The following is an 18,974-nucleotide window of genomic DNA, read 5'->3' on the forward strand; positions in this document are numbered from 1 at the left end:
TCTGGCCAGGCACTGCGCGGTGTCCGGCGCGGTTACCAACGGTAACCGCGCCGGAAGCCGCCACCATGGCCGCGTCCTCGTGTTCCGGCTGCGGTCGAAGGGGTCGCTGCGGGCGTTCCTGCGCGGGTAGCGGCCTAGCTCCGGTCGGTGACGGTCAGCACGGGCACGGAGTCCGCCACGCTGACCACGACGTGACGGCCGGAGCGCAGGTCGCCCGACAGCAGCGCGCGGGAGAGGCGCCGGTCCAGTTCCCTCGCGATGGTGCGGCGCAGTGGCCGGGCGCCGTACTCCGGCACGTACCCGCACGAGGCGAGCCACGCCACGGCCTGCTCGTCCACCTCCAGCGTGATGCCCTGTTCCCGCAGGCGTGCCTTGGTGTCCTCCAGCAGCAACGCGGTGATCTGCCGCAGCTGGTCCGCGTCGAGCCCGCGGAACAGGATGATCTCGTCGAGCCGGTTGAGGAACTCGGGCCGGAAGTGGCGGCGCACCGTGGTCATCAGCTGCTCGCGCAGCTGCTCGACCGGGACACCGGACGTGGCGGCGGCCAGCAGTTGGTCGGCGCCGATGTTGCTGGTCATGATGATCACGGTGTTGGCGAAGTCGGTGGTGCGCCCGTGCGCGTCGGTGAGCCGCCCGGCGTCCAGCACCTGCAACAGGGTGTTGAACACGTCCGGGTGCGCCTTCTCGATCTCGTCCAGCAGCAGCACCGCGTACGGGGTGCGGCGAACCGCGCCGGTCAGCTGGCCCGCGTCCTCGTAGCCCACGTAGCCGGGCGGCGCGCCGGTCAGCCGCGTGACCGCGTGCTGCTGGGCGAACTCGCTCATGTCGAACCGGATCAGCCGGTCCGGCGAGCCGTACAGCGCCTCGGCGAGCGCCCTGGCGATCTCCGTCTTGCCCACCCCGGTCGGGCCCAGGAACAGGAACGACCCGATGGGGCGGTGGGGGTGCTTGAGGCCCGCTCGGCCCTGCCGCACGGCGTCGGCCACCGCCTCGACCGCCTCGTCCTGCCCGACGATCCGCCGGTGGAGCTGTTCCTCCAGGTGCAGCAGCCGGTGCCGCTCGGTCTCGGTGAGCTGGGTGACCGGGATGCCCGTGCTGCGGGACACGACCTCGGCGACGTCGTTCGCGTGCACCTCCGGCGCGTTCGCCAACTCCGCGCGGGCGGCCTCCAGGTCGGCGACCGCCCTGGCGAGTTGCTCGTCGTCCTCCTGTTCTTCGAGCCGCCGCACCCGGTCCTCCAGTGCGGCGAGGTCGGGCGGCGCGGACTTCTGCCGCAGCCGCACCCTGGCGCCCGCGCGGTCCATCAGGTCGATGGCCTTGTCCGGCAGGAACCGGTCGGTGACGTACCGGGCCGACAGCTCCACGGCCGCCACGACGGCCTCGTCGGTGATGCGCACCGCGTGGTGCCGTTCGTACCGCTCGCGCAGGCCCTTGAGGATCGCCACGGCCTCCTCGGCGGACGGCTCGTCGACCAGCACGGGCTGGAACCGACGCTCCAGCGCGGCGTCCTTCGCGACGTGCCGCCGGTAGTCCTCGACCGTGGTGGCGCCGATGACCTGGAGCCGTCCGGTGGTCAGCGCGGGTTTGAGGATGTTCGCCGCGTCCATCACCGCACCTTCGGCGCTGCCCGCGCCGACCACGGTGTGCAGTTCGTCGATGAACAGCACCACCATCCGGTTGGTCGCCGCGACCTCGTCGATGACGCCCTGGAGCCGCTCCTCGAACTCGCCGCGGTACTTCGACCCGGCCACCATGGCCGCGAGGTCGACGGAGATCAGCCGCCTGCCGCGCAACGTGGGCGGCACGTCCCCGCCGGCCATCCGCGCGGCGATGCCCTCGACGATCGCCGTCTTGCCGACACCCGGGTCACCGATCAGGACCGGGTTGTTCTTGGTGCGCCGCGACAACACCTCGACGATCTCGTCGATCACGTCGTCGCGCCCGACCACGGGGTCGAGCGCCCCGTCGCGCGCCGCGGCGGTCAGGTCCCGCCCGAAGCGCTCGGCCCGGCGGGTCTCCGTGCCGGGCAGCCCGAGCCCGTCGAACAGCCTGCCGACGAGGTCCTCGAAGGGGTTGGACCGCCCGAAGCCGAAGAAGTCGTCCGCCATCGCAAGCCGCCTCCGCTCGGTGACAGCGCCGTACTTCCCATGCTCCTCGCCTGGATCGCCCGCGCAACCCGTACCGGGTGGCCGGCCGGATCAGCGAACGGCGGCGCGCACGAAACCCGCCTCGTGCCGGGGCAGCTTGGTGACCGCGGCGCCGGGTCCCTCGCCCGCCAGGTAGTCCCGGGCGGCGAGAGCTACTTCGTCAGCTTCTCCGCGCGGAACTCCACCTTCCCGTGGACGACCCGGTTGATGATCCACAGCACGAGACCGGCGGCCAGCAGGTACAGGGCGATCCGGTAGTCGTCGGCCGGCCTGCCGGACAACGGGCTGGCCAGGTACGCGCACGTGATCGCGCCGAGCACCGGCACCCACGTCGGCGCGCGGAAGTGCTCGTGGTCGACCTTCTCCTTGCGCAGCACCAGAACCGCGATGTTGACGACGGTGAAGACGACCAGCAGCAGCAACGCGGTGGTCCCGCCGAGCCTCGCGATGTCCGCCGTGGACACCAGGATGACGGCGATACCGCTGGTGAATACGATCGAGATCCACGGTGTGCGGCGGAACGGGTGGACCACCCCGAACACCCTCGGGATGATCCGCTCGTTCGCCATGCCGTAGATCAACCGGCTCGCCATCAGCATGTTGATCAGCGCCGAGTTGATGACCGCGAACAGACCGATCAGCGAGAACACCCACAGCGGGAAGCCGGGAGCGCCGACCTGCACCACGCGCAACAGCGCCCCGCTGCCCGCCTTCCCCAGCTCGTCCGCCGGGATGAGCAGGGACGAGGTGATCGCCACCGCCACGTAGATCAACGCGGCTGCCACCATGCCCCACAGCATCGCGCGGGGGAAGATCCGCACCGGGTCGCGGCACTCTTCCGCCATGTTGACCGAGTCCTCGAACCCGACCATCGCGAAGAACGCCAACGCCGTGGCGGACGTGATGGCGACGAGCGCGTGCTGTCCCGGAGCCGGGTCGACCTGGGTGAGCCTTCCCGGGTCGCCGTCGCCCATCGCGATCGCCCAGACGCCGATCCCGATGACGATCAGCAGACCGGACAGCTCGATACAGGTCAGGACGACGTTCGTCTTGACCGATTCCGAGACACCCCGGAAATTGATCAGACCGAGTCCGACTATGAACAGGATCGCCACCAGTGTCGCGGACACCGCGAACGCGTCCGAGAAGAACTCCCGGATGACCGATTGCAGGTAGGTGCGACCGAAGGCCAGCGCGGCCGACGAGGCGGACGTGAGGCCCGAACTCATCACCGCGAACGCGACCATGAAAGTGAGAATCTGAATCTTGAACGCGCGGTTGGTATAGAGCGCCGCACCGGCGGCCTTCGGGTACTTGCCCACGAGTTCCAGGTAGCTGAACGCGGTCAGGAAGGCGACCACGAACGCGATCAGGAAAGGCAGCCACAGCGCGCCGCCGACCCGGCCCGCGACGCTGCCCGTCAAGGCGTAGATGCCGGTGCCGAGGATGTCACCGACCACGAAGAACAACAGCAGTTTCGGGCCGATGGCCCGCTTCAGTGCCGGTTGCACCGGCGAGCCGATTGCTTCCGCCATCAATTGAGTGTGCCGCACCACACTCCACCCGGAAAGTCGGAACCGCAGGCCTGGGCGAGCCGTGACACCCGGTTACGGTGAGAAAACCGGTGACTCCACCATGGAGCGGTAATGCAACAAATCAGCTCGGTCTCCTGGGCAGGCGAATATCTAGCTGCAGGCGTTGGCGAGGTTGGCGACCTGGGTCGCCTTGGTCTCCAGCCACACCGCCGGGGTGACGACCAGGTCTTCGAGGGTCACGTCGCGCAGTGTGGTGGCGACCGCCGTGATGGCCTCGTTGACGGTGGTGTCGACGGCGTTCGCGGCCAAGGCGTCCAGCGACGCCGCGGCGTCGTGCGCCTTGTCCAGTGCCTGCTCCGGGCTGCCCGGGTCGAGGATCACGGCAGCCTGGGACAGGGCGTCCGCGCAGACCTGCACGGTGGACGCGGTGTTGGCGACGGCGCCGGCCGTGTCGGCGACGTCCTGCACCGAGCCGCAGGCGGTGAGCGTCGTGACGGCGACAGCGGCGGCCACGACGGCGACAAGTCGGGTACGCATGGGTCATCCTCCGGTTCGATCGAACCGGAGGTCTCCCCGACCACCGAACGCGTCGGTGGCGCCGTGACCGAGCCGCTCATCGGAGCGGCCGTAATGACGATCACGGGCCGGGCGGGTACTCCCCTCCGCACCTCCCAAGATGGCGAAAACCGGTCGCCCTGTCAACCACGTCGACCGCGGCGGCCCGGCGTAGTGCTCGGCGGACCGCTCGACGGCGGCGCGCAGCCGGGCGTCGAGGTCGACGTCCCGCCGCCGGGCGACCCGGGGCACGGCGGGGAGGTCGGCCGGTAGGTCAGCTCGTGAGGTCCGGGAACTGGTCGGTGCGCCACTCGGCGGCGTTGGGTTCGCCCGCGAGGTCGCGTTCGCGGGCGCGCAGCTCGACCCGGCGGATCTTGCCCGAGATGGTCTTCGGCAGGTCGTGGAACTCGATGCGCCGGACCCGTTGGTGAGGGGCGAGGTTCTCGCGCGCGTGGAGCAGGATCGACCGCGCGGTCTCCTCCGTCGGCTCGTGGCCCGGGGCCAGGGCGATGTAGGCCTTGGGGACGGCCAGTCGGACCGGGTCGGGTGCGGGGACCACCGCGGCCTCCGCGACCGCCGGGTGTTCGATGAGCACGGACTCCAGTTCGAACGGGCTGATCTTGTAGTCGCTGGCTTTGAAGACGTCGTCGGTGCGGCCGACGTAGGTGATGTAGCCGTCGGCGTCGACGGCGGCCACGTCACCGGTGCGGTAGTAGCCGCCGACCATCGCCTCGGCGTGGCGCTCCGGGTCGTCGCGGTAGCCGGTCATCAGGTTCAGCGGCCGGCGTGCGAGGTCGAGGCAGAGCTCACCCTCGCCCGGTCCGGTCAGCGGGCGGCCGTCAGCCTGGTCGACCAGGACCACCGGCACGCCAGGCAGGGGGCGGCCCATCGAACCCGGTCGCACCGGCGAACCCGGCGTGTTGCCGACCTGGGCCGTGGTCTCGGTCTGGCCGAACCCGTCGCGGATCGTCAGGCCCCACGCCCGGCGGACCTGCTCGATCACCTCCGGGTTGAGCGGTTCGCCCGCGCCGATGACCTCGCGCAACGCGTCCGGTCGCGGACCGAGGTCGGCGTTGATCAGCATCCGCCACACCGTCGGCGGCGCGCAGAACGTGCTGACCTCCCCCGTTCGCAGTTGGTGCAGCAGGGCGGCCGCGTCGAACCGGCGGTAGTTGTAGACGAAGGTCGTCGCTTCGGCGATCCACGGCGCGAAGAAGCACGACCAGGCGTGCTTCGCCCAGCCCGGCGAGGAGATGTTCAGGTGCACGTCACCCGGCCGCAGGCCCAGCCAGTACATTGTGGACAGATGACCGACCGGGTAGGACACCTGCGTGTGCTCGACCAGCTTGGGCCGTGACGTCGTCCCGGAGGTGAAGTAGAGCAGCAGCGGGTCGTCCGGCGCCGTGCCGGGGTGCTCCGCGGGCACGTGGTCGAGCGCGGCGGCGTCCCGCAGGTCGGCCCACCCGTCGGCTCCGCCCACGCTGATGCGCTCGTAGTCGCCCGGGATCTCGTCGAACTTCGCGGTGTCGGCGGCGTTGCAGACCACGTGGCCGGCGCCGCCGCGGGCGATCCGGTCGGCCAGGTCGGCGGCGCCCGCCGCGCTCGTGGTCGGCAGGATCACCGCGCCCAGCTTCATGATCGCCAACATCGACTCCCACAGCTCGACCTGGTTGCCGAGCATGACGATCACGCGGTCGCCCCGACCGACCCCGCGGGCGGCCAGCCACGCCGCCAGGCGGTCCGAGGCACGGGACATCTCCGCGAAGGTGCGCCGGGTCGTCGTCCCGTCCTCCTCCACGATCACCAGCGCCGGCCGGTCGTTGTCCCGCGCGATCGCGTCGAACCAGTCCACCGCCCAGTTGAACACCCCGTCCAGCTCGGGCCAGCGGAACTCGGCCACGGCGCGGGCGTGGTCGTCACGCAGGGCCAGCAGCTGATCCCTGCTCGCGCGGTACGCACCGGTCGCACTCACCGCAGTTCCTTTCGTCGAGGCCGAGCCATCATGCGGTCGACAGGGGCGGTCGGCTACCCGCCGATGGGGGTAGTGGCACCGGCTCATCACCCGATTCGGGGGGTAGCGGCGGGTCCGTCCATATCGGACGATCTGCCGTCACCGCTGTCGTCGACCTCGATGAAGAGGAGAACCCGTGTCGAGTCAAAGCCCACCGCCGATGACCACCCCGCTGCGCAAGGTGGCCGTGGCCAGTTGCATCGGGACGACGATCGAGTACTACGACTTCTTCATCTACGGCACGGCGGCCGCGCTGGTGTTCCCGAAGGTGTTCTTCCCCGCGCTGGGGTCGACGGCGGGGACCGTGGCCTCCTTCGCGACCTTCGCGGTGGCCTTCGTGGCCCGACCGGTCGGCGCGATCCTCTTCGGGCACTTCGGGGACCGCATCGGGCGCAAGCAGACCCTCGTGTCGACCCTGCTGCTGATGGGCATCGCGACCGTGCTCATCGGGTTGCTGCCGGGCGCGGGCACGATCGGTGTCGCCGCGCCGATCATCCTGGTGGCGCTGCGGTTCGCGCAGGGACTCGCGGTCGGGGGCGAGTGGGCCGGGGCGATACTCCTGGCGGCGGAGTACGCGCCGGCGGAGAAGCGCGGGCTGTACGCGGTGTTCCCGCAGCTCGGCCCCGCCATCGCGTTCGCGCTGTCGAGTGGCACGTTCCTGGCGACGAACCTGGTCATGGGTGACACCGACACCGCGTTCCTCGCCTACGGCTGGCGGGTGCCGTTCCTGGTGAGCATCCTGCTCGTCGGGGTGGGGCTCTACGTGCGGGTGAGCATCGCGGAGACGCCCGCGTTCGTCGCCGCCGGCGGGCGTGACGACCTGGCCCGGCCGAAGCGGCTGCCGTTCCTGGAGGCCGTCCGGCGCCAGCCTCGGGAGATCATGCTGTCGGCCGGGGCGCTCACCATGCTGTTCGCGTTCTTCTACATGGGCACCACCTACCTGACCAGCTACGGGACCAGCTCGTCCGGGATCGGGTTGAGCCGGCCGGTCGTGCTGGGCATCGGGATCGCCGCGGCCGTCGCGTTCGGCACCGTCACGGCGGTCGCCGGTGTGCTCTCGGACCGGCTCGGGCGGCGGAAGGTGATGCTGTGCGCCTCGCTGGTGGGCGTGCCGTGGGCGCTCGTGCTCTTCCCCCTGCTGGACACGCGCAGCCCGATCGCGTTCGGCGTCGGCGTCATCGTCACCATGGTGATCTTCGCCGTCGCCTACGGACCCGCGGGGTCGTTCCTGCCGGAGCTGTTCCGGACCCGGTACCGCTACACCGGGGCCGGGCTGGGCTACAACCTGGCCGGTGTGCTGGGCGGCGCGGTGCCGCCGTTGGTGGCGCCGAGCCTCACGGCCTCGTTCGGCAGCATCGCGGTCGGCGTGATGCTGGCGGTGACCGCGATGATCTCCCTGCTGTGCACGTGGGCGTTGGCCGAGACCCGTGGCCGCGCCATGGCCGCCGAGCCCGCGGCCGGTTCGGCCGCCGTGAGGTGACGCCCTTGGGTATCCCCTTGGGTATCAGGGAAGCAGCATTTCCCGGCGAGCGCGCACCACGGCTTCGTGCCGTGTGTGCGCGTCCAGCTTGCGCATGACGGAACGCAAGTACGCCTTCACCGTTTCGAGGGAGAGGGAGAGCCGTTCCGCGACCTCGGAGTTGGTGCGGCCGAGCGCGACCTGTGCCAGCACGTCGGTCTCGCGGGTGGACAGCCGCACGCTCGTGGGCTTCGAGGGCTTGGCGTCGCCGAGGTCGATCAGGCGCTGCGCGGCGGCGTAGACGCGGCGTTGGAGGTCCGGGTCCGGCAGCGCGCCGGCTATCGCGCGCAACTCCGAGTGCACGGACCGCAGCTCTTCGAGACTGGCGGTGTCGCGTGGCTCCAGGGTCCGGGCGGGCGCGAGGGCGTCGGCCGTCGCCAGCCGGTCGTCGGCCTCGTCCCGGATCGCGAGCTGACGGGCGAGCCTCCGGCCGGATTGGAGGAGGACGTCCCCCATGCGGTCGCCGAAGCCGGCCGGTTGGCGCACGGCGCCGTACAGGACCGCCCGGCAGCGGCTGCCGACGCGGACCGGGACGGCGAGGATCGAGCACAGGCCCTCGGCGAGCACGGGCCGGTCGTAGTCGTGGGTGATGGTGCGCGCGCTTCCGTAGTCGTTGACGCCGATCGGGCGGCCCTGCATGATCACCCGGCCACCCAGTCCCGTGCCGGCCTGGACCTCCAGGTTGTGCAGCCCGGTGGTCCGGGTGCCGACGAAATCGCTCAGCCGCAGCCGGTCGCCCACCACCTCGCCCGCGAACGCCACCGGCACGCCGCCCGATCGCGTGATGGTCCGCAGTTCGGCCCGCAACGCCGAACGATTGTCACCACGGAGCAGCCGGGCGTCGTCCATGGCGTCCGTCCTCCTCGCAACCCACTGCCGTACCGGTCGCAGCACGGTACCTGACCTGCGGCAAGAGTTCGATCCCCCGCCGTCGGGCACCCTAATCCGGGGGTAGTCCGAAATCGGGTGTCGCGTGCGACCGGGTGGACGGTGAGGAACGGCAGCGCCGCTTTGGCTCCGTGCCGGGCGAACCAGGCTTCGGCGCGACCGGCGATCCCGGCGCGAGCGCCGGCCGTCGATGCGATCAGCGGCTCAGGTTTTCGACGAGCGCTGCCACGACTTCGTCGGTGGTGGCGGTGCCGCCGACGTCGCGGGTGCGGACGCCTGCGGCGATGGTGGTCTCGATGGCCTTGCGCAGCAGGGCGGCTTCGGCGGGCAGGCCGAAGTGGTCGAGCATGAGGGCCGCGCTCCCGATCGCGCCGACGGGGTTGGCGATGCCCTGGCCCGCGATGTCGGGCGCGGAGCCGTGGACCGGTTCGAACATGCTGGGGAAGCGGCGCTCGGGGTTGAGGTTGGCGCTGGCGGCCAGGCCGAGGCTGCCGGCCAGCGCGCTGCCGAGGTCGGAGAGGATGTCGGCGTTGAGGTTGGAGGCGACCACGACGGACAGGTCTTCGGGGTGCAGCACGAACTTGGCCGCCATCGCGTCGACCAGGACGCTCTCGGTCTCGACGTCGGGGTAGTCGGCGGCCACGCGGGCGAAGGTCTCGTCCCACAGCACCATGCCGTACTGCTGGGCGTTGCTCTTGGTCACGCTGGAGACCTTGCGGCGCTGCCGGGTGCGTGCGAGGTCGAAGGCGAACCGGATGATGCGCTCGCAGCCGGCTTCGGTGAACAGCGACGACTGGATGGCGACCTCGTTGCCGGGGCCGCGACCGGACAGGTTGCGCCCGCCCAGGCCCGCGTACTCGCCCTCGCTGTTCTCGCGGACCACCACCCAGTCCAGGTCGGTGTCGTCGGCCTTGCGCAGGGGGCTGACGATGCCGTCGTGGAAGTGCACGGGGCGGACGTTGGCCCACTGGTCGAAGTTCTGGCAGATGTGCAGCCGCAGACCCCACAGGCTGACGTGGTCGGGGACCGTGGGCCAGCCGACGGCGCCGAAGTAGAGGGCGTCGAAGTCCTTGAGCACGTCCAGGCCATCGGGGGCCATCATGCGACCGGTCTCTGCGTAGTAGTCGCAGCCCCAGGGGAACTCGGTCCACTCGAAGCCGAACCGGCCGGCCGACCGGGCGGCGAGCGCGTCGAGAACGACGCGGCCCGCGTTCACCACCTCGCGGCCGACCCCGTCGGCGGGGATGGCGGCGATGCGGAAGGTGCGGGACTCGGTGCTGGCGGACATCGCTGTCGCTCCTCGGCCTGTCGGTCGCGGTCGTCCCGAGTAGAGCCGGTGAGGGTCGGTCACGTCCAAGACGAGCTGCCGATGAAATTGATAGGTCCGACCTATGCCAGCTGGTCGAGGTAGGCGGTAGGGGTGTACCCACGGGCCAGGTCGAGGAAGGCCGCCGCCGCGGGGGTGAGCGGGCCGGTGCGGTTGAGCAGGGCGACGTGCAGGTACGCGGGCGGGTCGATCGGCGCGACCGCGGCACCGGCGCGGGTGGCCAGCGGAGCCCAGGAGGCGGGCAGCACGGCCAGACCCACGTCGTCGAGCACCAACGGCAGGATGGACGTGCGGTGAGCCACTTCGGCCGCGATGCGCACCTCGCTGTCGCCACCGAGGATGTCGTCGACGATCCGCCGCATCTGGCTGCCTTCCGGGGAGACCACGAACCGCTCCCCCGCCAGCGCGGCCCGCGGCACCGGGCGGTCCGGGACGAAACCCGCGTGCGGCGGTCCCACCACGACGAACGGCTGCTCCTCCAAGACCAGCACGTCCACACCCGGTACCCGCACCGGGCCGGGCGTCCCGACCAACCCCAGTTCGCCCACGCCGCGCTTGATCTTGGCGATGACCTCCTCCGGCGTGAACGCCGCGTCGGCCACCACCGTGATGCCCGGGTGTTCGCGGCTGAACCGGCCGGTCAGCGTGGCCAGCGGTTCGATGCCGGGTGACGGCATCGTGACCAGTTCGACGCGTCCGGTGCGCACGCCCCGCACGGCGTCCATGGCCTCCCGCACGGCCCTCAGGTCACGCATCACCCGCCGGGCCGGGGCGACGAGCTGCTCGCCCGCCGGGCTGAGCACGACGCCGCGACCGGCCCGGTGGAACAGCGGCACGCCGAACTCGCGCTCCAGACCGGCGATGGACTGCGACAGCGACGGCTGCGCCACGTGCAGGCGCTCGGCGGCCCTGCCGAATCCGCCGTGGTCGACGATGGCGAGGAAGTACTCCAGCTGACGAGCGTCCACAGGGTCTCCGAGCTGCTACTGATAAGTGCGACCTATCAGTCCGGTAGCCAACGTGTCTTGGACGGGCGAATGTAGCGCGCCTCACCGTGGTCTGGCAGTTCCGCGGTCGAGGAGGACCCATGGACGCCGTCGTCGTGGCCCTGGACGAGTTCAAGGGCTCGCTGGACGCCGCAGCACGAGCCTGCACGGCCGTCGCCGCGGGCCTTCGGCGCACCGCTCCCGGGCTGGACGTGCGGTACCGGCCGGTGGCCGACTGCGGCGACGCCGAGCACCTGCTCACGGAGGTCGGCGCCCTGATCGGGCACACCGCTCCAACCCCCGCATGACCGCCGCCGAGGAGACCGCGATGACGCAGTCCACCACCCACCCCGACGCACCGACCGCCCGCAAGCCCTGGTACCGGCAGCTCTACGTGCAGGTCCTCATCGCCATCGTGATCGGCATCGTCCTCGGCTGGCGGTGGCCCGACCTGGGCGAGGCGATGCAGCCCATCGGCACCACGTTCATCGCGGCGATGAAGATGCTCATCGGCCCGATCGTCTTCCTGACCATCGTTGGCGGCATCGCGGGTGTGGCCGACCTGAAAAGGTCGGAATGACCGGTCTCAAGGCCCTGACCTACTTCCAGGTCGGCACGATCGTCGCCCTGCTGACCGGTCTGGCGGCCATCAACCTCGTGCGCCTGGGCGAGGGCGTGCACGCCGACCCCGCCGCGCTGCAGACCAGCGACTCCGCCCAGCGGTACATCCAGACCGGCGAGTCGCAGCACTGGTGGGAATTCCTGGTCAAGATCGTGCCGGACAGCTTCTTCGGCGCGTTCGTCGACGGCGACGTCCTCCAGGTGATCTTCCTGGCCGTGCTGTTCGGCATCGCGCTGAAGGCCGCGGACACTCTCGGCGAACCCCTCATCGCGGGAGCGCAACGGCTCACCCAGGTGGTGTTCAAGGTCCTCGGCTTCGTCATGAAGGCGGCGCCGCTGGGCGCTTTCGGGGCGATGGCCTACGCGATCGGCAAGTTCGGCTTGTCCACCCTGACCAGCCTCGGTTCACTGATCGTGCTGTTCTACTCGACGTCGATCCTGTTCGTGGTGATCGGGCTGGGCGGCTTCCTCGCACTCTACGTGCGGCTGAACATCTTCCAACTGTTCCGCTACCTCAAGGAGGAGTTCTTCCTCGTCCTCGGCACGTCCACGGCGGAACCGGCCCTACCGGGCCTGATGCGCAAGATGACGCACCTCGGCGCGGACCGCGCCACCGTCGGCCTGGTCGTGCCCACCGGCTACAGCTTCAACCTCGACGGCGCCGCCATCTACCTGTCCCTGGCCACCCTCTACATCGCGCAGGCCACCGACACGCCGCTCACCATCACCCAGCAACTGGGCCTGCTCGCCGTCATGCTGCCGACCTCCAAGGGCGCGGCAGGCGTGGCCGGCGGCGGCTTCATCGCCCTCACCGCCACCCTCACCACCCTCGGCACCGTCCCCGCGGCCGGCATCATGCTGATCTTCGGCATCGACAAGTTCATGTCCGAGTGCCGCGCCCTGGTCAACTTCTACGGCAACGCGGTCGCCACACTGGTCATCGCCAAGTGGAACGGCACCCTGGACCACGACCGAGCTCGGCTGGTGCTCTCCGGACAGCCGGTTCCCGACGTGCCCGAGGCCCAGCCACCGGTCCACGCCCCTGAACTCGTCGACACCGCACACCAGCACCTGAGCGGCATCAACCTCCGCTAGCGCCTCCCGCCCATACGGGGTCCGGCGCCGCCGGGCTTGGTCGCCGTCCATCAGGGTGTCCGGTTCAAAGGGACAACCTCACCCCAGGTCCATTCACCCGAACGGGTTGCAATTTGAGTTAACGCGATGACGCAGCGTAGCGATGTCAGAGGTAACACTCCTGCACTGCGTCAGGCAGGTGACCGTCATGACCGATCCACCCGGCGGCCCGCCGATCCGGGACATCGTCGAATTGCGGGTGCACGGGGTGACCGGAACGCCTCCGGAAGCCATGTTGGGCGACCCCTACCCGGAACCGGTGTCAGGTGACGACGTCGCCCGCTTCCTCAGAGGTACGAAGCGGGCGTCCGCCGGCGGAGCGCCTGGAGCGCCCCGGACACGGGTGGTCGAGGCGTTCCACTGGGGCCGGATCACCTCCGGTGGCGCCAGTCGCGCTCTCTGGCTGGCACTCATCCCCTTCGCGATCCTGAACGTCGCCCGGTACACCCTGCTCGCCCCCAACCGGTTCGCCGACGGCGTGCTGCGAGTGCTCGGGGTCGTGCTCACAGCGATCCTCGTGGCCAACGCGACCTACGTGACGCTCGACGTGGTCGTGCGTCAATGCGCCACCGACATCGGGTGCCTCGCCGACAACACCTGGTTGGGAGGACTGGGCGGACTGCCCTTCGGCGCGCTGCTCCTACTCGGTGCCCTGCCGCCGCTGCTGATCGTCCTCTTGCTGTGGTGGTTGGCGCGGCAGACGTTCCTGTACGAGCCCAAGGGGGCGTACCACGCGTGGAGTTCCGCATCGGGCGAACTCGGCGACTACAACTTCTGGCACACCTCACCCCGCACGCACGGCCTGCGCGACGCCCACGTGAACATGGCCTGCGCCGTGATCGGTGTGCTGTACAGCGGCGCGGGACCCCGTGTTCGACCGGGTGGTCGCCGACCTGGCGGACGCCACCACAGCACCCGTGCCCCCGCAGCGGCCGATCACACCACTGGTGGTCGCCGGCGGACTCGTCATGGGCAGCGCCGTGGCCTTCGGACTCCGCCGCGTGGGATTCCCACGACGGCGCGGGTCGCACGCCGAGGAGACGTCGTGAGACCAGCTCGCATGCATTTCAAGGACTGGATGAGGCTGTCGCTGCTCGCCGGCCTCATCGGCGGGGTCGTCCTCGTCGAACTGATCTCGAAAGGACTCCGCGACTTTTACGGCGACCGCCCATTGCAGGCGGGGATCATCACGGGCGTCCTGCTCACGGTCCTCGCCGTCGCGGGCTTCGACGTGGTGCGCAGACGACTGCTGGAACGACGGCAGCAGTCGTTGTCCCGCTTGGGGCTGCTGGCCCTGGCTCACGAGACCGCCAAGGTGATCGACATCATGCTCTGGCTCGGAACAGGGAAGATTCCCTCCAACGCGGCACGGCCGAACGACGACGTGTGCCGGGAACTCGACGAGGTGCGACGCCGGGTTCGACTGCCCAGACCCCGGCGAAGCGAGCACGACCTCGGCAAGATCCGCTATGACGACTACCTGCCGATGATGCGCAGGCTCGTACCCCACCAGCCCTGGCGAGGACTGGCCAACCGCCAACTCGACCGGCTCAAGATGCTCAACCGCGACGGCATCGCCGCATGGGCCGGCCCCATGCTGACCATGAGCGAGACATCAGAGGTGATGTACCGGATCGCGCTCCTGAACGAGTGGCTGTCGACCATGCAGGCGCTGCTCACCGGGCTCACCGATCCGGTGGACGAGAGCGAGCGGGACGCCGTCGTGAAGGAGTGGATGGCAATGCTGGCCGAGGCCTACAGCCTCCGGGAAGACCTGATGCGCGTCGGGCGGCACGACGTTCCGGCGGACTTCTTCGTGTTCCGGCAGGCGCTTCCTCCGGAGCACCAAGCCGCGTTGCAGCTGCGACACAGCTGCGCCACAGACGCGCGCGCCGCACGCCGCTACCTCCTGACGCCCCACACTTCGCCCTCGGTCACCGCCAACGCTGAAAGCTGATCCCGTGCTCGTGCAGGACCTGCCGCAGTCGTTCCCTGCCGATGCGGACCCGCCGGGTCGGGTTGCGGCGCAGGTGGACGGCGAGTTCGCGCAGGCTGCACGGCGCTGAAGATCGGGGTGTCGAAGATGACGCAGGTCGGCTCACCGCTGTGCATGGCGACGATCAGGCGCATCAGGGCGCCGAACCCGCCGCCCCATTCCACGATCGTGGCGGCGTCGTCGATCCGCCGCCCGGTCGCCTCCTGGTAGCGCAGCAGGTGGAACAGCTGGTGCACGGTGTTCGACGACGTCCGGATGCCACCGTCCGGCAACGGCACCGTCGGGGGCTCGCCAACCGACGGTTCAGCGAGCAGGCGCTCGTCGGTGAGCCGCGAACGCACATAGGGAAGTTCGTGCGGCAACAATCGCTCGTTGACGAACATCTGGAACGCGATCGACGGATGGCGCAGGAAGTCCACCGGCGGAACGGGCAGCAAGTCGCGTTCGAGCTCGGCGTTGCGCTGCACCCAGTCCGGGCGCACGTACTGCCCGTCCACGCAGGGCCGCACCGCAGCCACCCGCTCGGCGAAGCGTCGCGCCAGTTCGGCGAACGCAGTGCCACCGCGCGGTGCGCGCTGCCGATCGTCTGGTGAGTGCATGTCGATTCGCTACCCCGCGCACCTCGCGCGAAACCCCCACTGCCGACCAACCGGCACCTAGCGCTGATCGCGGACGGCGAGGTGACCAGGATCGCCACACCCGCGTCAGGAGGCCTGCCGGGTCGCTGAGCGGGTGGTGGTCATGCCTGTTGGTCGGCGATGCCGAGGTAGTCGCCCGCAACGCTCTCCCGTTCCGGACACGGCGGAGGTCCGCCGCGCTCTGCAGTGGGAGCTCGGCCGGATCAAGGCCGTGCCGGGCCTGGTGGCACGCGACAGGGCGGGCCTGGTCGGCGCGATCGACCAGGACGACTACCCAGACCGCCAATTACCGGTCCGCACGCCCGGCTGCATCCCCTGCCCGGACATCCGGGCGGCGGCGTGTGCCAGGCCGACGTCCAAGGGGATCGCGGCCCGGAAGCCGAGGACGCGTTCGATGCGATCGGCGGAACAGGTCCACGCCGCGTACCGGGCCTCCCGAGCCTTGTCCCGGTTGAGGATGGGAACCGTTCCGGTGACCCGACCGAGCAGTTCCGCCGCGGTCGCGGCGAGCTGCAGCGCTGCGCCTGGTACGGGCACCACGACAGGGCGGGCGACACCCAGTGCCGTGGCGAAGGCGGTGCAGATGTCCTCCCACCGGTGTTCGACGCCGTCGCTGACGTAGTAGACGCTGCACGGACCGGTGGCCGCGGTGATCAGTGCGACGCAGAGGTCGTCGACGTGGATCAGCGAGTAGCTCTTCGAACCGCGTCCGCTCTTGGGCATCACGCCGAGCCGGGCCATCGGCGCGAGGGTGCCGAGGAACTCGCGGTCTCCGGGCCCGTAGACGATCGGAGGGCGGACGATGGTGACCGGCACGAGGTGCGAGACGGCGGTGACTTCACGTTCCGCGCGGAGTTTGCTGTGGCCGTAGTGCGATACCGGTGTGCACGGCTGGTCTTCGGTGCGGGGTCGGTCGGGTGTCGCGGGTCCGGCGGCCGAGAGCGAGGAGCAGTGCACGAGCCGCGGTGGGTCTTGTACGGCGGCGAGCGCGCAGGCGAGTGTTCGGGTCGCGAGTCGGTTGCCGCGGTAGTAGTCCGCGGGTGTGCGGGCTTTGATCACGCCCGCGAGGTGGAAGACGCAGTCGACGTCGCGCAGCGCCGCACGCAGTCCCTCGCCGGTGACCAGGTCTCCTTCGGCGAACCGCACACCGGTCAGGCCTCCGCGCCGCGAGGTCGGGCGCACGAACGCGGTCACCTGGTAGCCGCGTCGGACCAGGTGCCGCACCAGGTGGCGGCCGATGAAGCCGGTTGCGCCGGTGACCAGAGCCCTGATCACAGCGTTCGCCGGTAGATCCGGTAGGTCTTGGTGCGCCGCGCGCCCAGGGCTCGCATCGTGTTGTTGACGGTGTGGTTGTCCTCCAGGACCCACGATCCCTCACGCCGCCGGTAGCCGAGTTCGTGGCTGGTCCGAAGCAACTCGGTGTACAGCGCGGCGTCGATCCCCCGGTCCCGGTACGCCCTGTCGACGCCGAGTGCGATGAGCCGTCCGGCGCGGACCGCGCGCAAGGCGCGGACCATCCTCCACAGGGCGAGCGGGTTGGTCCTGCCCGCCGCCACGCGCAACGCCTCGTTGGCGTCCGGCAACCCGAGCGCGAAGCCGACCGGTTCACCGTCGACCTCCGCGAAGACCAGCAGTTCGGGTCTCAAGATCGGCTTGAGTTCCGCGGCCATGTGGTTCCACTCGCGGTCGGTCATCGGGACGAAGCCCCAGTTGCTCTCCCAGGCGCTGTTGTAGATGGTTTTGAGGCGGGCGGTCTCGGCGTCGTAGTCGCCGAAGTCGGCGGTGCGCAGGGTGAATCCCTCTCGCCGGCGCACCGCCTCGACCAGTCGGGCCACCCGGTCGGGCGGTGTGCCGCCGGGAGCGACCTCCCACGCCCACAGGTCTTTGGCCGTGGTGAAGCCGCACCGCTCGATCAACGCCGGGTAGTAGGCGGGGTTGTAGGCGGTCAGGACCATCGGTGGTTGGTCGAACCCATCGACGAGAAGCCCGCACTCGTAGTTGGTGGAGAAACTCGTCGGCCCGAGCACCGCGTCGAGCCCGCGTGGCGCCAGCCACTTCGCGACGGTGTCGAACAGCGCCTGTGCGACGGTGTGGTCGTCGACGCAGTCGAACAGGCCGAAGAACCCGTCGTGGGTGCCGTGCACGTCGTTGTGCCGGGGGTTGTCGACCGCCGCTATCCGTCCCACGACCCGGCCGTCGCGCCGGGCGAGGAACGGTTGCACCGAGCCGAACTCGAGGAAGGGGTGGTCGCGCAGGAATTTCCGCCGCTCACGACGCAGTGGCGGCACCCACCGGGGGTCGTCGCGGTAGAGCTGGAAGGGGAATTCGATGAACGCGTCCAGGTCCCGGCGTCCGTGCGCCGGTTCGACGGTGATCACGCCGTCACCGGCCGGGCCGTCATCACCGGTTCGTAGGTCCGCGGCGGTGTCGCCGGTATCACGCCGAGTTCGCGCCCGACCCGCGCGAAGGCTTCGAGTGCCTGGTCGAGCTGGGTGTCGGTGTGCGTGGCGAGAACGCTGGCGCGGATCATCGTCTTGTCCGCGGGCAGTGCGGGCGTGACGAACGCGTTGGTGAACACCCCGGCGTCGAGCAGCGCGGTCCAGAAGCGCAGGCACAGCGTTTCGTCGCCGATGAGCACCGGGACCACGTGGGTGGTGGAGCGGCCGGTGTCGAACCCGAGTGCGCGAAGGCCGTTGTGGAGCCGTTCCGCGATGTCGAGCAGCCTCGTCCGGCGTTCCGGCTCCTGTTCGATGATCTGGAGCGCCATGTCCGCGGCGGCCACCGCGGCGGGTGGCATCGCCGCCGAGTACACCGCCGGGTGCCCCAGGTGCCGGATGAAGTCGACGACCTCCCGCGAGCCGGCGATCAGGCCGCCCGTCGAGCCGAAGGCCTTGGAGAAGGTGCCGGTGACCAGGTCCACTTGCGATTCGAGCCCGAAGTGCTCCGGCGCACCTCGGCCGTGTGCGCCGAGCACCCCCAAGTCGTGTGCGCAGTCCAGCACCACACGCGCGTCGTGCTCACGGGCGAGCCGCACGATGGCGGGGAGATCGCACAGGTCGCCCTCGATGGAGAAGGTGCTGTCCGTGACGATCACCTTGCCCCGGTCGGCGCCGCTCGTGTCGAGCAGCCACGCGAGGTGCTCCACGTCGTTGTGCCGGTAACGCCGGTGTTCCGCGAAACCCAGCCGGGCCGCGTCGACCAACGAGGCGTGGTTGCCCCGGTCGGTCAACACCACGTCGCCGTGCCCCAGGAGCGTCGAGATCGCCAGGTTGGTCTGGAACCCGGTGGCCGTGACCACCGCGGCTTCCCGCCCCAGGAAATCCGCGATCCGCTGCTCGAACTCCCCGTGCACCGGCCTGGTGCCGTTGAGCAGCCGGGAACCGGAGCAGCTGGTGCCGTACCGGTCGATCGCCTCCTGCGCGGCGGCCTTGACCCTCGGGTCGGCGGACAGCCCCAGGTAGTCGTTCGAACCGAGCATGACGACCTTGCGTCCCCCCACGACCGCCTCGGTGCCGTCGACGAGGTCCTCGATCACGTGGCCGTACGGCATGATCCCCGCCGTGACGGCGTCCCGGACCCGGGTCCACGCCCGACATTTGTCGAAGACATCGGCCATG

14 protein-coding genes and 1 pseudogene are annotated in these 18,974 nt (G+C 70.2%); 4 read left to right on the forward strand and 11 right to left on the reverse strand.

Annotation, left to right across the window (positions count from 1 at the left end; genetic code table 11):
• Positions 1 to 134: 134 nt before the first annotated feature.
• From FM051_RS40845 to FM051_RS40860, 4 genes are all read right to left on the reverse strand, one after another.
• Positions 135 to 2,108: an ATP-dependent Clp protease ATP-binding subunit gene (locus FM051_RS40845; RefSeq protein ID WP_158852480.1), complete on the reverse strand. Its 1,974-nt coding sequence runs from the start codon at positions 2,106 to 2,108 to the stop codon at positions 135 to 137.
• Positions 2,109 to 2,299: 191 nt separating this feature from the next.
• Positions 2,300 to 3,682: an APC family permease gene (locus tag FM051_RS40850; RefSeq protein WP_158852481.1), complete on the reverse strand. Its 1,383-nt coding sequence runs from the start codon at positions 3,680 to 3,682 to the stop codon at positions 2,300 to 2,302.
• 150 nt (positions 3,683 to 3,832) lie between these two features.
• The gene (locus FM051_RS40855) at positions 3,833 to 4,219 is read right to left on the reverse strand and encodes a bacteriophage spanin2 family protein (RefSeq protein ID WP_158852482.1); all 387 of its coding nucleotides are present in this window, start codon (positions 4,217 to 4,219) and stop codon (positions 3,833 to 3,835) included.
• Between the two features lie 292 nt (positions 4,220 to 4,511).
• Complete coding sequence (locus FM051_RS40860) at positions 4,512 to 6,209, reverse strand: AMP-binding protein (RefSeq protein WP_158852483.1); 1,698 nt, start codon at positions 6,207 to 6,209, stop codon at positions 4,512 to 4,514.
• Between the two features lie 175 nt (positions 6,210 to 6,384).
• Here FM051_RS40860 and FM051_RS40865 point away from each other — a divergent pair, with 175 nt between their 5' ends.
• The gene (locus tag FM051_RS40865; RefSeq protein WP_158852484.1) at positions 6,385 to 7,728 is read left to right on the forward strand and encodes an MFS transporter; all 1,344 of its coding nucleotides are present in this window, start codon (positions 6,385 to 6,387) and stop codon (positions 7,726 to 7,728) included.
• A 24-nt stretch (positions 7,729 to 7,752) separates the two neighbouring features.
• On the opposite strand, the gene FM051_RS40870 is transcribed toward FM051_RS40865, so the two are convergent.
• From FM051_RS40870 to FM051_RS40880, 3 genes are all read right to left on the reverse strand, one after another.
• Entirely contained in the window at positions 7,753 to 8,616 is an 864-nt protein-coding gene (locus FM051_RS40870; protein ID WP_158852485.1) for a LuxR C-terminal-related transcriptional regulator, read from the reverse strand.
• A 235-nt stretch (positions 8,617 to 8,851) separates the two neighbouring features.
• Positions 8,852 to 9,943 (reverse strand): tartrate dehydrogenase, encoded by a 1,092-nt coding sequence (locus FM051_RS40875; RefSeq protein WP_158852486.1) that lies wholly within the window; start codon positions 9,941 to 9,943, stop codon positions 8,852 to 8,854.
• A gap of 101 nt (positions 9,944 to 10,044) precedes the next feature.
• Complete coding sequence (locus FM051_RS40880) at positions 10,045 to 10,950, reverse strand: LysR family transcriptional regulator (RefSeq protein WP_158852487.1); 906 nt, start codon at positions 10,948 to 10,950, stop codon at positions 10,045 to 10,047.
• A 119-nt stretch (positions 10,951 to 11,069) separates the two neighbouring features.
• Between FM051_RS40880 and FM051_RS40885 the strand changes: the two genes are divergently transcribed.
• The 3 genes and pseudogenes from FM051_RS40885 (at position 11,070) to FM051_RS40895 (ending at position 14,680) form a co-directional block, all read left to right on the forward strand.
• The gene (locus FM051_RS40885) at positions 11,070 to 11,276 is read left to right on the forward strand and encodes a glycerate kinase (protein ID WP_158852488.1); all 207 of its coding nucleotides are present in this window, start codon (positions 11,070 to 11,072) and stop codon (positions 11,274 to 11,276) included.
• Positions 11,277 to 11,296: 20 nt separating this feature from the next.
• Positions 11,297 to 12,684, forward strand: a pseudogene (gene dctA, locus FM051_RS40890) (C4-dicarboxylate transporter DctA).
• 187 nt (positions 12,685 to 12,871) lie between these two features.
• Positions 12,872 to 14,680 carry a hypothetical protein gene (locus FM051_RS40895; RefSeq protein WP_158852489.1) on the forward strand — a complete coding sequence of 603 codons (1,809 nt, stop codon included), beginning with the start codon at positions 12,872 to 12,874 and terminating at the stop codon, positions 14,678 to 14,680.
• Here the strand turns inward: FM051_RS40895 and FM051_RS40900 are convergent.
• The 4 genes from FM051_RS40900 to FM051_RS40915 form a co-directional block, all read right to left on the reverse strand.
• The gene (locus FM051_RS40900) at positions 14,626 to 15,186 is read right to left on the reverse strand and encodes a hypothetical protein (RefSeq protein ID WP_158852490.1); all 561 of its coding nucleotides are present in this window, start codon (positions 15,184 to 15,186) and stop codon (positions 14,626 to 14,628) included. The two genes, FM051_RS40895 and FM051_RS40900, sit on opposite strands and share 55 nt — an antisense overlap.
• A gap of 441 nt (positions 15,187 to 15,627) precedes the next feature.
• Complete coding sequence (locus FM051_RS40905; RefSeq protein ID WP_202919278.1) at positions 15,628 to 16,632, reverse strand: NAD-dependent epimerase/dehydratase family protein; 1,005 nt, start codon at positions 16,630 to 16,632, stop codon at positions 15,628 to 15,630.
• Positions 16,629 to 17,735 carry a GNAT family N-acetyltransferase gene (locus FM051_RS40910; protein WP_202919279.1) on the reverse strand — a complete coding sequence of 369 codons (1,107 nt, stop codon included), beginning with the start codon at positions 17,733 to 17,735 and terminating at the stop codon, positions 16,629 to 16,631. Before FM051_RS40910 ends, FM051_RS40905 begins: the two co-directional genes overlap by 4 nt.
• Positions 17,732 to 18,973, reverse strand: a complete 1,242-nt coding sequence (locus FM051_RS40915) for an aminotransferase class I/II-fold pyridoxal phosphate-dependent enzyme (protein ID WP_158852491.1) — start codon at positions 18,971 to 18,973, stop codon at positions 17,732 to 17,734. The genes FM051_RS40910 and FM051_RS40915 overlap by 4 nt, the downstream gene beginning before the upstream one ends.
• Between the last annotated feature and the right edge of the window lies 1 nt (position 18,974).

Source organism: Saccharothrix deserti, from assembly GCF_009769385.1.
Lineage (GTDB): Bacteria > Actinomycetota > Actinomycetes > Mycobacteriales > Pseudonocardiaceae > Actinosynnema > Actinosynnema deserti.

Bases quoted from the DNA above. Each gene is read 5' to 3' on its own strand.
- FM051_RS40885 (WP_158852488.1), top strand. From the start codon at position 11,070: ATGGACGCCGTCGTCGTGGCCCTGGACGAGTTCAAGGGCTCGCTGGAC.
- FM051_RS40875 (WP_158852486.1), bottom strand. From the start codon at position 9,943: ATGTCCGCCAGCACCGAGTCCCGCACCTTCCGCATCGCCGCCATCCCC.
- FM051_RS40895 (WP_158852489.1), top strand. From the start codon at position 12,872: ATGACCGATCCACCCGGCGGCCCGCCGATCCGGGACATCGTCGAATTG.
- FM051_RS40850 (WP_158852481.1), bottom strand. From the start codon at position 3,682: ATGGCGGAAGCAATCGGCTCGCCGGTGCAACCGGCACTGAAGCGGGCC.
- FM051_RS40870 (WP_158852485.1), bottom strand. From the start codon at position 8,616: ATGGACGACGCCCGGCTGCTCCGTGGTGACAATCGTTCGGCGTTGCGG.
- FM051_RS40855 (WP_158852482.1), bottom strand. From the start codon at position 4,219: ATGCGTACCCGACTTGTCGCCGTCGTGGCCGCCGCTGTCGCCGTCACG.
- FM051_RS40845 (WP_158852480.1), bottom strand. From the start codon at position 2,108: ATGGCGGACGACTTCTTCGGCTTCGGGCGGTCCAACCCCTTCGAGGAC.
- FM051_RS40915 (WP_158852491.1), bottom strand. From the start codon at position 18,973: ATGGCCGATGTCTTCGACAAATGTCGGGCGTGGACCCGGGTCCGGGAC.